The sequence below is a fragment of the Gardnerella phocaeensis genome (assembly GCF_048545075.1).
GTDB classification, from domain to species: domain Bacteria; phylum Actinomycetota; class Actinomycetes; order Actinomycetales; family Bifidobacteriaceae; genus Bifidobacterium; species Bifidobacterium vaginale_J.
Genome location: NZ_JBKQXS010000001.1, coordinates 323,128 through 336,257 on the forward strand (window position 1 = coordinate 323,128; position 13,130 = coordinate 336,257).

Genomic DNA, 13,130 nt, shown 5'->3' on the forward strand with positions numbered 1-13,130 from the left:
TTGCCGGAGTATTTCCGGCTTTTGTTGCTAGAGCGAGTTTTTGCGGGGGTATTCGCCGGAAACTTCCCATCCGAGCGACATAAGCGTTTTTCGATCCGCTTTATCTAGCTTGCGGCAGTCCAATTTCTCAATCAAATCAGGTCGAATTTCGCTTGTGCGAGATATAGCTTCATCTCGACGAAAACGATCAACTTTGGCGTGATTCCCGGAAGTGAGCACTTCCGGAACGCTTATACCGCGCCAAGTAGTTGGACGCGTGTATTGATGATGTTCCAAAAGTGCGTCCGAGCCTGTGTACGACTCTTCAACAATCGACTCAGGATTTCCCATAAACCCAGGGATTAAGCGCGTAATTGCCTCAAGCATAACGCTTACTGCAACTTCTCCGCCATTTAGCACGTAATCGCCGATTGAATACTCGCGTACGTCAATTCCTTGCGCGCGGTAATATTCTGGAATCCTAGCGTCGTAGCCTTCGTATCTGCCGCATCCAAATACCAAATGCTTTGCGTTGCTTAATTCCGTTGCGTCTTTTTGTGTAAATAGTGGGGCAGAAGGGTTCGGGAATATAAGAATTGGCTTAGTTGAGTATATTTTATTAGGAGTGATTTTTGCTTCTTCGTAACTATCGCACGTATCGCAACTATCGCACGTATCGCACGTATCGCACGTATTTTTTACTTCAGATTTTGGCAAGTTAAGCAGCTCATCTAAGCATTCCGCCCAAACTTCGGGCTTCATAACCATGCCAGCGCCACCGCCAACCGGCGTATCGTCAACCGATTGATGCACATCGTGAGTCCATTTGCGTAAATTGTATGCGCGAATTTGCAACAAGCCATTATTTTGCGCTTTGCCTAACAAGCTTAGGTCTAGCATACGAAAATATTCTGGAAATACGGAAATAATATCGATGTCCATCATAAGGCACTCTACTATGAAAACTAATAAAACTACGAAAACTTATAAAACTTATAAAACTACGAAAACTACGAAAGCCCCGGAATTAAACCGCCCGGAGGATCGATAGTCAAATACCCGTTTGTAACGTCAACTTCCGGCACAATAGCTTCAACAAATGGCACGAGCGCTGTTTTATTCTCTTCGTCAACCGGATGATCTAAACGGATTTTCAGTAACGATTGCGCGCCATCGAGCACATCCACAACTTTTCCAATAGTGCAAGCCGGCAGCCCCAGATGATTTTCTTCGCACAATCGCGCTTGCAAACCGACTAAATCCTTAATATACCAAGCATTTTCGGCAGCAAGTTCTTGCGCATCTTCTGCATGCACATACAATTCAGTGCCATTAAGTGCTTCTGCATCGTTGCGATTTTGTGATTCTTCGAATAGTAAAATCCAACGATTTTTGAACGTTCTTGCGTTCTCAATAACGAACTCGCGCTCGCCATCTGCAGTGCACAATACATTTCCAGGCTCAAAACGTTCGTAAGGCTCATCTGTAAAAATTTGTACAGTGACTTCGCCTTTTAAACCTTGGGCTTTACCGATACGACAAACCCTCAGCAGGTCATTACGACTTTGCTGAGGGTTGTCAAAAGATTGTTGGTCTAATGCCACGTTCATCTCACTTACGTACGTCCATAATGTCAACGCGCACATTGTGGTTGCTCAAAGCTTGCACAACAATGCGAATTGCATTAGCGGTACGACCATTGCGGCCAATAACGCGACCGATATCTTCAGGATTCACGCGCACTCGAAGCAATTCGCCGCGAGCATTTTCGTGAGAACGTACCGACACGTCATCTGGAAAATCCACGATGTTCTTAATGAGATGTTCAACAGCTTGAGCCAGCATGATTACTCAGCCTTTTCCTCGGCTTCGGCAGCTTCCGCAGCTTCAGCTGGGGCTTCTTCGGCTTCGTTTGCAGCGGCTTCAGCTGCAGCCTGAGCCTTAGCAGCGGCTTCAGACTTAGCGGCCTTCAGCTTCTGAGCTTCAGCTTCAACAGCTTCAACGCGAGCCTGTGCGTCTGGGCCAGCTTCAGAAGTCTTCAACGTGCCTTCGGCGCCGTCGAGACCCTTGAACTTCTGCCAGTCACCAGTGATCTTCAAGAGCTTCAACACTGGTTCGGTTGGCTGTGCGCCAACGCCAAGCCAGTACTGTGCGCGCTCAGAATCAATCTGAATCATAGATGGCTGCTTGTTTGGATCGTAAACGCCGATCTCTTCGATGGACTGACCGTTGCGCTTGTTGCGTGAATCAGAAATGACTACACGGTAGAAGGCATAGAACTTCTTGCCCAATCGCTTAAGACGAATCTTGGTTGCCAAAATGGCTCTCCTTATAACTAGAGTCGTGGAATTTCGTTCGGGTGTGGGGCACTCCTTGCGAGCTTCCACATGTTCCTCACGTGGTCGGGAAGAGGGCGCCGATTCACGCGAATAACTTATCTATTATGCCTGCGCGCTTGGACGTTTTTATCTAGTGATTGTAGGTCGATTGTTGCGATGTAGGCTAGGTGATCAGTGCCGTTAACAACTACATTCTTTTGCCATAGTGCGTTAGATTTACAGTTTTTTGCGCAAAATAGCACATGGTCAAGTGTAAGATTTGGCCACTTAAGCCATGTAGGCCATGTGCGTAGACGCTTTCCAAGCGAAAGTGCAACGTCTGTAAATCCGTATTTCAAAAGCGAGCGAAAGCTTGGGTGGTCGATTGTGGAATTAAGATCGCCAGTAACAATAGTGAGAGTTGCTAAATCGCAAGTTTTCGAAGTAGATTCGTCAGCGCATTCGTTAGTGCATTCGTTAGTGCAATCGGCGAAAGAATCAGTAGCAGAATCAATAGTCGCAAGTGCGCGAATTCCATTACTCCAAGCAGTGCACCCACGCATCGGTGACTTTGGATGCGCAGAAGCAAATTTCACTAAAACTTTTTCATTTGCATCAAAATCTAAGCAAGTTGTAACGCTTGGTACGCTTGCAGCTTCAATTTTTACGGAATTATTGCAAGTAGAAATCGCGGAATATTGCGTAAAAATAGCGTTGAATCCGCCGTTATTATGCTCACTTTGCGCACCTACGTGCGAAGTTGGAAAAATCTCGTATATTCCAAGTTTTTCAAGATTTTTTACTAAAGACTCGCTTAATTCTTGTAAAAGTAACGTATTTACGTGATATTTTTTCGTTATTTCTATTATTTCGGATGCGCTCGCTTTTCCGTATCTGCAATTAAGAGTCATCACGCGTATTTCTTGATGCTGTTCCTTGCATTTTTTGCGCGACAATCTGCTTTCGTGCAACCTACGCAATTTTGCAAACCAGTACGGCGTATACGACTTAAGCGAAATCAAAAATAGCGCAGCGTACGCAATGCATAAATATCCGTAAGATTTCGCGTAAGATTGCGCTAAGTTATGCGATTGCGCTAAATTAAGCGATTGCGCAACTTTTTCTGCGCAGCATGTATACAGCAAAAAACCGCCAAAATTACACAAAAACAGTGCTCCCACAACGTAAGTTGCAAGTGGAAGCAGCGCAATAACATACGGAAGTGGGTTATATTTATCCGCACCTGCTGGCAGCCAACGCAGAAGCTGCCACAAAAGAAGCGGCACAAATATAACCCACAAAAACGCCAATACTAAAATCATCGACCGAATAAGCCAGCTAATCCGCCGCCAAAGTTAGGTGGCAGTTGATTATCTTGATTTGCGTCTTCGGAATTCATAAGTTCCTTAAGTCCTTCAGGAAGATTCTGAAGATTTGGTTGCTGCGGCTTTGCAAAAGCAGAACCTGCAACATCGTCGCTAGTAGATTCGCCAGAAAGACGCTCACGCAACGCGCGCTCTTCAGCTTCCCTGCGCATTGGATTTCCGGACTTTCCGCCCTTCTTCTTGCCTTTCTTGTCTTTGCGCTTCGACTTTCCGCCAGGACCACCGAATCCAGGCATGCCGCCCATGCCTGGCATTCCAGCGCCACCGCTCATTCGCTTCATCATTTTTGCAGCCTGCTCGAAACGTTGCAAAAGTGCATTAACTTGCGAAACGCTCACACCTGAACCAGCAGCAATTCTCGCGCGGCGAGATCCGTCAATAATCTTTGTATTTCTACGCTCTTGAGGAGTCATAGAGCGAATAATTGCCTCAGTGCGGTCAATTTCCTTATCGTCAAACTGCTCAAGCTCTTGACGGTGAGCAGCCATTCCAGGCATCATGCCCAAAAGCTTCTTCATTGAGCCAAGCTTACGAACTTGCTGAAGCTGCTCCAAAAAGTCATCCAAACCAAAGCTGCCTTCAGCTATTTTTGCAGCAGCCTTGCGCGATTCTTCTTCGTCGAACTGCTTCTGTGCGTGCTCAATAAGCGTCAAAATATCGCCCATATCAAGTATGCGTGAAGCCATTCGATCAGGATGGAAGATTTCAAAATCCTTCAAGCCTTCACCTGTAGAAGCAAACAAAATCGGCTTTCCAGTAACGCTTGCAACCGAAAGTGCAGCACCGCCTCGAGCGTCGCCATCAAGCTTAGAAAGCACAACGCCAGTAAAGTTCACGCCATCGTTAAAAGCTTGAGCAGTGCGAACAGCATCCTGACCGATCATTGCATCAATAACAAACAGCACTTCTTGCGGTTGTACGGCATCGCGAATATTGCGTGCCTGCTTCATAAGCTCTTCGTCAACGCCCAAACGACCTGCGGTATCAATAATCACAGTGTCATACATTTTTTCGCGCGCATAATTAATAGAATCGCGCGCAACCTTAACCGGGTCGCCTTTAGTGAACCATGGCAAAGAAATCGCACTTCCGCCATTTTGCACGCCCTTTTCTGGAGCAAATACAGGAACTCCTGCGCGTTCGCCAACAACTTGCAGCTGCGTGACTGCATTAGGTCGTTGCAAATCTGCTGCTACAAGCAAAGGAGTATGACCTGCATCTTTAAGCCAGTAGCCTAGCTTTCCAGCAAGCGTAGTTTTACCTGCACCTTGCAAACCTGCAAGCATAATTACAGTTGGAGGATACTTCGCAAAATTAAGCTGCCTATCTACACCTGCGCCCAATACTTGCGTAAGCTCGTCGTTTACAATTTTCACAACTTGCTGAGCTGGGTTTAAAGCGTGCGAAACTTCCTCACCAAGAGCGCGCTCGCGAATTCGAGCAGTGAATGAGCGTACTACTTCCAACGCAACGTCTGCATCGAGAAGTGCGCGGCGAATCTCGCGAATTGTGCCGTCAATATCGGATTCTGAAAGCTTGCCTTTGCTGCGCAAATGCTTAAAAGCATTGGAAAGGCGGTCTGTTAACGAACTAAATGCTGCCATAGTTTTCCATTCTACCTGTTGTTGCTAACGTAACTTTAGTGCAATTGCTAACTTGATTTGCTAACTTAATTTGCTAACTTGATTTGCTAATTAATACTTTTGCGTTTTCTTTTGTTTTTGCGTTACTTTCGTTTATTGCAAATGCCAAGATGATCCTTGCGAAGTATCGACAATTACAATTCCTGCGTTATTTAATGCGTCGCGAATAGCATCTGCAGTAGCAAAATCCTTCGCTTTTCTAGCATCTGCTCTAGCTTTAAGTTGCAAAGTAATTAAAGAGTCCAAAGCTGAGTGTTCTTTGCTTTCCTTGCCATTTGAGCTTTCTGCAGACGATTGATTATCGTTCGAAGCCCACGTTTGTGCGTAAGGATCCAAGCCCAAAGTATCTAACATAGCTCGCACTTGCAAAACAGCGAGATATATGAGCTTTTGTACGCTTTCGCTTTGTGCTTGTGAAGAATCTTTGCTGCAGTCGTCAATAAGAGCATTTCCTTGACGAATTGTAGTAAATATTTCTGCGATTGCGCCAGAAACGTTAATGTCCTCGTTCATAGCGCGAGTGAAATCTTCCGGAAGCTCATCTGCGTTAACAGAGCGCACTTCTTCGCAAGTTGGCTTCTTGTCAAGCAATCTGCCAGCTCTCTCGAGGAAGTTCATAATGCGATCGTAAGCCGATTTCGACTCCACCAAAGCTTGGTCGGACCACTCCAACATTGCGCGATATTGCACTGCTCCCAAAGCATATCGCACAACCCAAGCCGAATTATTTGCCAAAACTACTGGTACGGAAAGCCCATTTCCCAACGATTTTGACATTTTTTCACCTTTGGCGGTAACCCATGCTGAATGCATCCACACATTGGCGCTTTCCCAGCCAGCAGCACGCGTTTGTGCCATTTCGTTTTCGTGGTGAGGGAAACGCAAATCCAAGCCACCTCCGTGAATGTCGAAATCGTCGCCAAGATAACGGTGGCTCATAGCAGAGCATTCAATATGCCAACCAGGGCGTCCTTCGCCAAAAGGAGTTTTCCAGCGCGCGTCCGGCTGATCGAAATCGCAAGGTGCTTTCCAAAGTGCGAAATCCCTAGGATCGTGTTTGTCTGGTGAAGCATCTGCAGGATCTGTTGGATTGTAAATATCGTTTTCAGCAGCGTCTACGCTTGGACCCTTTGCGTCTGCGATAGCTGCGGCTTCGTCTGCGCAAGTTTCATTTTGATTCTGATTTTGGTGCGTTAATTCGCCGTAATGCTCCCAACTTGGCACGTCAAAATAAACATTTCCAGTAGGATTTCCGTCGTTGTCTTTAATAACATATGCGTGACCGCGCTCAATCAAACGCTCAATCAGCTCAACCATGTCTGTAATATGACCTGTTGCGCGCGGCTCAACTGTTGGCGCAAGCACTCCTAAAGTATTGTAGGATTTTGTAAACTCGCGCTCGTAAATATATGCTCGTTCCCACCAATTTTGCCCTGATTCATTGGCTTTTTTCATAATTTTGTCGTCAATATCTGTGACGTTTCTAACAAACGTGACTTTGTATCCTAAACGCAGCATCCAGCGACGGATTATATCGAATGCAATCGCTGCGCGAATATGGCCAATATGCGGAGAACTTTGCACTGTGGCACCGCACACGTACATGCCTACTTGACCAGGCTTTTTAGGCACGAAAGTATTCGTTGAATGTGAAGCCGTGTTGTATAAGTGCAGGTTTTCTGCGGCTTTAGTAACTTTTGCAGTCTCTTCGTTCAAACTCTTATTAAGCATAATTGCTATTATACGCACTTGACTATAGTCCACCGCGCGCGCCTCCACGCGTTATTTCCTTTACAACTACGTATTTTTCTTTACAACTACGTAAAGTAATTGTCGTTTTTTGGCGATATTTCGACTTTTTCTTTACAACTACGTAAAGTAATTGTCGGCTTTGCTGTTTCGTGCGTCGGTTCTTTAGTTAGCGATACAATTATTGCGATTTGGTTTTAGATTTAGCTTTAGCAATCCAATTAGATTCATATCTATTACTTATCTATTACCTAGCTGTTTTTATTTTGTTCGTTACTGAAAGGAATATCATGGCTGAGATTTCATCTGCTCTTATGACGGACATGTATGAATACACTATGCTCGACGCTGCTCTTAAAGACGGCACCGCAAATCGCAAATGCGTTTTTGAAATTTTTACGCGCCACTTGCCTCAAGGCCGTCGTTACGGAGTTGTTGCTGGCATGGGTCGCATTTTGGAAGAGTTGCAAAAATTCCATCTTTCGGAAGATGATTTACGTTTCTTAAGCGATCGCAAAATTGTTAGCGCAGAAACCATTGAATGGCTGAAAAATTTCCGATTCCGCGGTAAAATTTCCGGTTATCGCGAAGGCGAGATGTTCTTCCCTAACTCGCCAATTTTGCAAGTAGAAGGCACTTTCGGCGAGTGCACTTTGCTCGAAACTCTTCTGCTTTCTGTTCTCAATTACGATTGCGCGGTTGCGTCTGCTGCAGCTCGCATGGTTTCTGCTTCCGCAGGTCGTCCTTGCATGGATATGGGCGGTCGCCGCACAAACGAATATTCTGCAGTTGCTGCATCTCGTGCCGCAGTAATTGGCGGTTTTAAAGGTACTGCAAATCTGTTGGCTGCAAAACTTTACGGATTGAAGGCAATTGGAACCGCAGCTCACTGCTTCACTCTTGTTCACGACACTGAGCGTGACGCTTTCACTTCTCAAATTGCAGCTCTTGGCAAAGGCACTACGCTTCTTGTTGACACTTATAATATTGAGGAAGCTGTAAAGACAGCTGTGGAAGTTGCAGGTCCAGATCTTGGCGGAATTCGTATTGATTCTGGAGATTTGTGCGCTCTGGCTCGTCGCGTTAGGAATCAGCTCGACGAATTGGGTGCTAAAAACACAAAGATTACAGTTACGAACGATTTGGACGAGTATGCTCTTGCTTCCTTACAAAATGCGCCTGTGGATTCTTACGGAATCGGCACAATGCTTGTAACCGGTTCCGGCGCTCCAACTTGCGCAATGGTTTATAAGCTTACTGAGCGCGAGGGAGCAGATGGTGTAATGCAGCCTGTTGCCAAGCGTTCTAAGAATAAAGCGACTGTGCCTGGACGTAAGTTGGCGTATCGTTCATACGATTACAGCAACGATTCTTGCAGTGTAGCTGATTGCGAACACGTGATTTCCGGTTCGGAAGTTGCGCTCGCTCAGTTTAAGCCTAAGGATTCGTGGGAAAATCTGCTAGTTGATTACATGGTCGACGGTGAAGCTGACGAACAGTTTATGGGTCACGATGCGATTATGCGTGCCCAGGATTATTGCGCTTCTGCTTTGAAGCGTTTGCCTTTGGCTGCGCAAAGTTTGATGCGCGGAGATCCTGCAATACCAACAGAAATTCAAGTACTGTAAAAGTACTATAAATTAATCTTTTTAAAACTAAACTTTACTAAATAAGATTGCAAAAGGACCGCAAATAATTCATGCGTAAAGATTAGCGTTTCTGACAGCTTTTTGAGCGTTTGTTGCGATAATGCTTTATGCTTGGTTTTGCGAATAAAATTCAATTAAATTTTAGTGCGTTACGAAATTCGTTACGAAATTCGTTACACAATGCGTTACGAAAGGATGCGAGATGTTTTCATCTTTAGAAGCAGATAATGCGTTAGATGCTGTTATGGAATCTGGTTCGCAATCCGCAGATCCAGACTCTGGTTCCGGCACAAGCACTTCTGTTCTAGAACGTCCAGAAGTTGACGAAGATGCTCGTCTAGATGATGGTGGTAATGCAGATCGTTTTGCGCACTATGTGTCAAAAGACAAAATTGACGAGTCGCGCTTAACTGGTCGACCAGTAGTAGCTTTGTGCGGTAAAGTGTGGATTCCTCGACACGAAGCAAATGACTACCCAGTTTGCCCTGAATGCAAGCGCATATACGAGGAATTAGGAAAGTTTAATTTTTAAGCAATTATGTTGCGTATTTAAGTAATTTATATTGCACATCAGCGTTACTTCTATCTTTAACGATAAAAGTAACGCTATTTTATTAATATATTTTTGTTCTGAGCGCAATGGGTGATAATCTAAGAGCATGACTATAGCTGTGTGCCCCGGCTCGTATGATCCAGTCACTGCCGGCCATTTAGACGTAATACAACGTTGTACGCATCTATTTGATGAAGTACATGTGCTAGTTGCGGTAAATGCTGCAAAGACTCCGTTATTTTCTGAATCTGAGCGCGTAAAAATTATTCAAGAAGCAATAAATAATTTGCCGCAATCTCAAAATAGCTTCAATCGCGATTGCAAAATAGTAGTAACTTCAACAGCTGGTTTGATTACTGACTACTGTACAAAAGTTGGTGCTACAGTAATCGTAAAAGGCTTACGTCAAAACGGTGATTATGAGGCAGAACTTGGGATGGCGCTAGTGAATCGCAAATTAGCAGGTATCGAAACGCTTTTCCTTCCTGCTGATCCTGTGCTTGAGCATGTTTCAAGCTCTGTGGTTAAAGATGTTGCTCGTCATGGTGGAAACGTTACTGGCATGGTTCCAGATAACGTAATACCCTTATTAAAAAAGCTTTTTAATGAACAATCATTAGGCGTAGATAACAATTCACCTATGCTGAACAATTGAACAGGAGAGTAGAAGATGACAAATAAAAATGAACTTACTGACGCAACTTCTGGATTATCTAGTGAAGGAGATGACACGATGGAGCGCGAAGTGCAAGTTGATCGCAATCAAAAGCTGCCATTGCATCCAGTTCTCGCAGATGAAGAAGATGCTCAAGATGGCGTTGTAAATAAAACGCAATCCAACGTGCGAAGTGCGCATGAAGGCGATCTATTAGTTGATACAGATGCTGACAACACAGAAACGTCATCTGTTGCAGCAGTCGGAAGTGTTTCTGATGCGGAAAATGTGCGAGATAATGGCGTTGATAGTGCAAAGCATAACAATAAAAATAGCAAAGCAGCTTCTTCGTCAGCATTTTCTGCTTTCCCTCTTCCAGATTTACGAGAGCGAGAAGACGGTGGTGTTATTGACTTTGAAGAAAATGAATCTGAAACTTCAAAAGTAGCCGCAGAAGCAGTAAGCGATGAAGTGCGTTCAAAGAGTCGCGCTGAATTTACTACAGTTTACGACATTATTGACGCAATGGAAACAACTCTTTCGGAAGCTAAGAATGTTCTGTTTGCTGCAGGAATGGTAAAAATTGATCGCGATGAGTTCGTTGATCAGTTAGCGCGTTTGAAAGATATGCTTCCTGTGCAATTGGAGCGAGCTTCTGCATTAATGCGAGAAGCAGAGCGACGTTTGCGTACAGCGCAAGCGCAAGCAAGCTCTATTGTTTCTTCAGCGCAATCTCAATCTGCAGAAATAATTGAAGAAGCGCAAGAGCGTGCTCAATTCTTAGCAGGTCAAGAAAACGTAACGGCTTTAGCAAAACAGAAAGCTCGCGATATTCTCGCTACTGCGCAAGCAAAATCAGACAAGCTTACTCAAGGTGCGGATCAGTATTGCGCAACTGTTATGGAAGGCTTAAAGCAGCAGCTAGATAAATTAGAGCAAGACGTGCAAGCGGGTCAGCGAGTGTTAGAAGATCGTCGTCGAGCTGCAGCACACGTGCAAAACGACATTAGCTCATCATTGTATGACGATGATGAAGAGGAAAGGAATTAGTAATGGCTTCGCATCCATCCCAATCACCGTGGGCTGTTCCAGTAGCGCAAATGGCTGCGCGCGCTGGTAGTAGCATGTCGTTGCATCGCGTATTTCCGGCGCCGGAAGGTATTGGAGATTACGTTATTGGCGTAAAGCCAGGCAGTGATGTTATGGTTGATGGCGATTTTGATGCTGTGGTTGACGGCTTAATGTTTCAGGGCAGTATTACTGCTCCGGTGCATGCAGAATGTACTCGATGCTTGATGCCGCTTCGTCGCGATTGGAAAGTGGATGTGTGCGTATTCTTTCCATATGCTGACTCGCGTTCTAATCGTTCGGATAATCGCAATACTCGTGGCGATGCGGATGAAGACGAGTCGCAAATTTGGGATGAAAATGACGAGTCGGGCAATGTGTATCCGCTAGTTGCGGGTGGCGATTTTGCGGATATTGAGGCGCTTATTCGCGACACGATGGTAAGTGAGTTGCCGTTGCAGCCGTTGTGCGAGCCGGATTGTCGCGGACTTTGCTCTCAGTGTGGCGAAAACTTAAACGAGCATCCAGATCATCATCACGACGTTACGGATATTCGTTTTGCTGCTTTAGAGGATTTGAAAGCTCAGCTTGAGCAGAATGAAAAACGGAATTAATACGCGCGTGTAAAGTTTCTGCCGTTTTTGGGTTGATTTCCGACCGAAACTTTACATCGGTGTAAAGGAAAGGTCGTCTGCGCGCCTTATTTCGACCGAAACTTTACACTCGTGTAAAGGAACTGTCGTCTGCGCGCCTTGTTTCGACCGAAACTTTACATCGGCGTAAAGTTTCTGCCGTTTTTTCGCTGAAAAGCGGCATAAACTGCGCGAGCTTGTAAAGTTTCTGTCGCACTAAATAGAAATCAGGTTGCGCAATTTGTACGGCGCTTGCTGTAATATACAGAACGCTTAAGCTCAATCGATTGAACGAAATAGAGGAAAGAATTATGGCACTGCCTAAGTACAAGACCTCGCGTGCTAATACGCATTCGCGTCGCGCTAATTGGAAGGCGTCTGCCGTGCAGACTGTGACTTGCCCGAACTGCGGTTCTCAGGCATTCCCACACATGGCTTGCCCATCTTGCGGAACCTTCCGTGGTCGTGTTTACCGTGAAGCTATTCGCTCCGAGCACACCAAGTAGGTTTTATTAACAGAAACCCTGCCATCGACGGGTGGCAGGGTTTTTCTTTTTCTTGCGTATTGTGGCTGTGAGTGGTGGGTGTTACTTACGCGCGTCGAGAGCGTGCCAAGCGATTTCGGCGGCTGCAAGTTGCGCTTTTCGTTTGCTAGAGCCACTTCCGACTCCCAGCACTTCGTCGCCATCCTTATGCGCCAAAACCGCGCGAGCTTCAAATACTGGAGCGTATTCTGGCCCAGAAACAGCCATTCGATACTCTGGATCTTCCAAACCCATATCGTGAGCTTTGACTGTAAGCGAAGTCTTCCAATCTAGAGCTGGTCCTTCAGTTAGCACTTCAGCCAAAGTGTCGTCAATCAAACGATGCACAACTCTGCGAGCTTCATCAATTCCATGTTCAACAAAAGTTGCACCAATAAGCGCCTCAACAATATCGCACAAAATTGAATCTTTATTGTTTCCGCCCTGCTCCATTTCTCCGCGACCGAGAAGAATATACGAGCCAACATGCAGCTTTTCGCGCGCAACAGCAGAAAGCGCCCATTCAGACACAGCTTTCGCTCGCATCTTTGCAAGCTGACCTTCAGTCATGTCGGGATGTGCAGAAAACAGCGTTTCCGTAGAAACTAACTCAAGAACAGCATCGCCCAAAAACTCAAGTCGCTCATAATTTCGTGTGCCAGGATGCTCGTGCGAGAACGAGCGGTGGGTGAGTGCTTCTACTAAAAGATCCGGCGAAATAGTTGTGCCTAAAGCGTTTAAAAGTTCCTGCGTTGGGTCTCCAGGGCGAGTTTCATCGCCATCTAATCTCAAAACTCCATCTTCGTTGTGTTTCGCATGTGAGTTGTTTTGATTATTTTGATTGTGTTTGCTCTGCATATTCTGTTGATTTTGTTGATTCTGTTGATTGTTCTGAGTTTTCATAGCACGTATTATTATAGTCCACTACCAACACAAGCGCTTTGAAGCTTCGCGCTCGCATTTGCTCTCGCATTT

Annotated in this window: 14 protein-coding genes; 6 read left to right on the forward strand and 8 right to left on the reverse strand. The window is 45.4% G+C overall.

Features of this window, described 5'->3' with window-relative positions:
• Nucleotides 1-27 precede the first annotated feature (27 nt).
• The 7 genes from trmD to cysS form a co-directional block, all read right to left on the reverse strand.
• Nucleotides 28-921, reverse strand: coding sequence for a tRNA (guanosine(37)-N1)-methyltransferase TrmD (gene trmD / locus ACJV2T_RS01430; protein WP_419399077.1), 894 nt, complete (start codon nucleotides 919-921; stop codon nucleotides 28-30).
• 68 nt (nucleotides 922-989) lie between these two features.
• A complete protein-coding gene (rimM, locus tag ACJV2T_RS01435) occupies nucleotides 990-1,589 on the reverse strand; it encodes a ribosome maturation factor RimM (RefSeq protein ID WP_419399078.1) in 600 nt (199 codons plus the stop codon).
• Nucleotide 1,590: 1 nt separating this feature from the next.
• Nucleotides 1,591-1,824: an RNA-binding protein gene (locus tag ACJV2T_RS01440; protein ID WP_004105376.1), complete on the reverse strand. Its 234-nt coding sequence runs from the start codon at nucleotides 1,822-1,824 to the stop codon at nucleotides 1,591-1,593.
• 2 nt (nucleotides 1,825-1,826) lie between these two features.
• Nucleotides 1,827-2,297: a 30S ribosomal protein S16 gene (gene rpsP, locus ACJV2T_RS01445; RefSeq protein ID WP_033888579.1), complete on the reverse strand. Its 471-nt coding sequence runs from the start codon at nucleotides 2,295-2,297 to the stop codon at nucleotides 1,827-1,829.
• Between the two features lie 116 nt (nucleotides 2,298-2,413).
• Nucleotides 2,414-3,619, reverse strand: coding sequence for an endonuclease/exonuclease/phosphatase family protein (locus tag ACJV2T_RS01450; RefSeq protein ID WP_419398927.1), 1,206 nt, complete (start codon nucleotides 3,617-3,619; stop codon nucleotides 2,414-2,416).
• Nucleotides 3,616-5,286, reverse strand: a complete 1,671-nt coding sequence (gene ffh, locus ACJV2T_RS01455; RefSeq protein ID WP_415687283.1) for a signal recognition particle protein — start codon at nucleotides 5,284-5,286, stop codon at nucleotides 3,616-3,618. The genes ACJV2T_RS01450 and ffh overlap by 4 nt, the downstream gene beginning before the upstream one ends.
• A 132-nt stretch (nucleotides 5,287-5,418) precedes the next feature.
• On the reverse strand, nucleotides 5,419-7,056 hold the full coding sequence (cysS, locus tag ACJV2T_RS01460) for a cysteine--tRNA ligase (RefSeq protein ID WP_419398928.1): 1,638 nt from the start codon (nucleotides 7,054-7,056) through the stop codon (nucleotides 5,419-5,421).
• A 308-nt stretch (nucleotides 7,057-7,364) separates the two neighbouring features.
• Between cysS and ACJV2T_RS01465 the strand changes: the two genes are divergently transcribed.
• The 6 genes from ACJV2T_RS01465 to rpmF all read left to right on the forward strand — a co-directional run bounded on the left by ACJV2T_RS01465 (nucleotide 7,365) and on the right by rpmF (nucleotide 12,137).
• Nucleotides 7,365-8,702 (forward strand): nicotinate phosphoribosyltransferase, encoded by a 1,338-nt coding sequence (locus ACJV2T_RS01465; RefSeq protein ID WP_419398929.1) that lies wholly within the window; start codon nucleotides 7,365-7,367, stop codon nucleotides 8,700-8,702.
• Between the two features lie 223 nt (nucleotides 8,703-8,925).
• Entirely contained in the window at nucleotides 8,926-9,255 is a 330-nt protein-coding gene (locus tag ACJV2T_RS01470) for a DUF3039 domain-containing protein (protein WP_419398930.1), read from the forward strand.
• A 127-nt stretch (nucleotides 9,256-9,382) separates the two neighbouring features.
• Nucleotides 9,383-9,931, forward strand: coding sequence for a pantetheine-phosphate adenylyltransferase (gene coaD, locus ACJV2T_RS01475; protein ID WP_119527010.1), 549 nt, complete (start codon nucleotides 9,383-9,385; stop codon nucleotides 9,929-9,931).
• 15 nt (nucleotides 9,932-9,946) lie between these two features.
• The gene (locus tag ACJV2T_RS01480) at nucleotides 9,947-10,981 is read left to right on the forward strand and encodes an SPFH domain-containing protein (RefSeq protein WP_419398931.1); all 1,035 of its coding nucleotides are present in this window, start codon (nucleotides 9,947-9,949) and stop codon (nucleotides 10,979-10,981) included.
• Nucleotides 10,982-10,983: 2 nt separating this feature from the next.
• Complete coding sequence (locus ACJV2T_RS01485) at nucleotides 10,984-11,613, forward strand: YceD family protein (RefSeq protein WP_415683328.1); 630 nt, start codon at nucleotides 10,984-10,986, stop codon at nucleotides 11,611-11,613.
• 329 nt (nucleotides 11,614-11,942) lie between these two features.
• On the forward strand, nucleotides 11,943-12,137 hold the full coding sequence (gene rpmF, locus ACJV2T_RS01490; RefSeq protein WP_004574042.1) for a 50S ribosomal protein L32: 195 nt from the start codon (nucleotides 11,943-11,945) through the stop codon (nucleotides 12,135-12,137).
• An 81-nt stretch (nucleotides 12,138-12,218) separates the two neighbouring features.
• Here the strand turns inward: rpmF and rnc are convergent, their stop codons facing one another.
• On the reverse strand, nucleotides 12,219-13,058 hold the full coding sequence (gene rnc, locus ACJV2T_RS01495; protein ID WP_419398932.1) for a ribonuclease III: 840 nt from the start codon (nucleotides 13,056-13,058) through the stop codon (nucleotides 12,219-12,221).
• Nucleotides 13,059-13,130: the final 72 nt, after the last annotated feature.

Bases quoted from the DNA above. Each gene is read 5' to 3' on its own strand.
- trmD (WP_419399077.1), bottom strand. From the start codon at position 921: ATGGACATCGATATTATTTCCGTATTTCCAGAATATTTTCGTATGCTA.
- rimM (WP_419399078.1), bottom strand. From the start codon at position 1,589: ATGAACGTGGCATTAGACCAACAATCTTTTGACAACCCTCAGCAAAGT.
- ACJV2T_RS01440 (WP_004105376.1), bottom strand. From the start codon at position 1,824: ATGCTGGCTCAAGCTGTTGAACATCTCATTAAGAACATCGTGGATTTT.
- ACJV2T_RS01450 (WP_419398927.1), bottom strand. From the start codon at position 3,619: ATGATTTTAGTATTGGCGTTTTTGTGGGTTATATTTGTGCCGCTTCTT.
- ffh (WP_415687283.1), bottom strand. From the start codon at position 5,286: ATGGCAGCATTTAGTTCGTTAACAGACCGCCTTTCCAATGCTTTTAAG.
- cysS (WP_419398928.1), bottom strand. From the start codon at position 7,056: ATGCTTAATAAGAGTTTGAACGAAGAGACTGCAAAAGTTACTAAAGCC.
- ACJV2T_RS01465 (WP_419398929.1), top strand. From the start codon at position 7,365: ATGGCTGAGATTTCATCTGCTCTTATGACGGACATGTATGAATACACT.
- ACJV2T_RS01470 (WP_419398930.1), top strand. From the start codon at position 8,926: ATGTTTTCATCTTTAGAAGCAGATAATGCGTTAGATGCTGTTATGGAA.
- coaD (WP_119527010.1), top strand. From the start codon at position 9,383: ATGACTATAGCTGTGTGCCCCGGCTCGTATGATCCAGTCACTGCCGGC.
- ACJV2T_RS01480 (WP_419398931.1), top strand. From the start codon at position 9,947: ATGACAAATAAAAATGAACTTACTGACGCAACTTCTGGATTATCTAGT.
- ACJV2T_RS01485 (WP_415683328.1), top strand. From the start codon at position 10,984: ATGGCTTCGCATCCATCCCAATCACCGTGGGCTGTTCCAGTAGCGCAA.
- rpmF (WP_004574042.1), top strand. From the start codon at position 11,943: ATGGCACTGCCTAAGTACAAGACCTCGCGTGCTAATACGCATTCGCGT.
- rnc (WP_419398932.1), bottom strand. From the start codon at position 13,058: ATGAAAACTCAGAACAATCAACAGAATCAACAAAATCAACAGAATATG.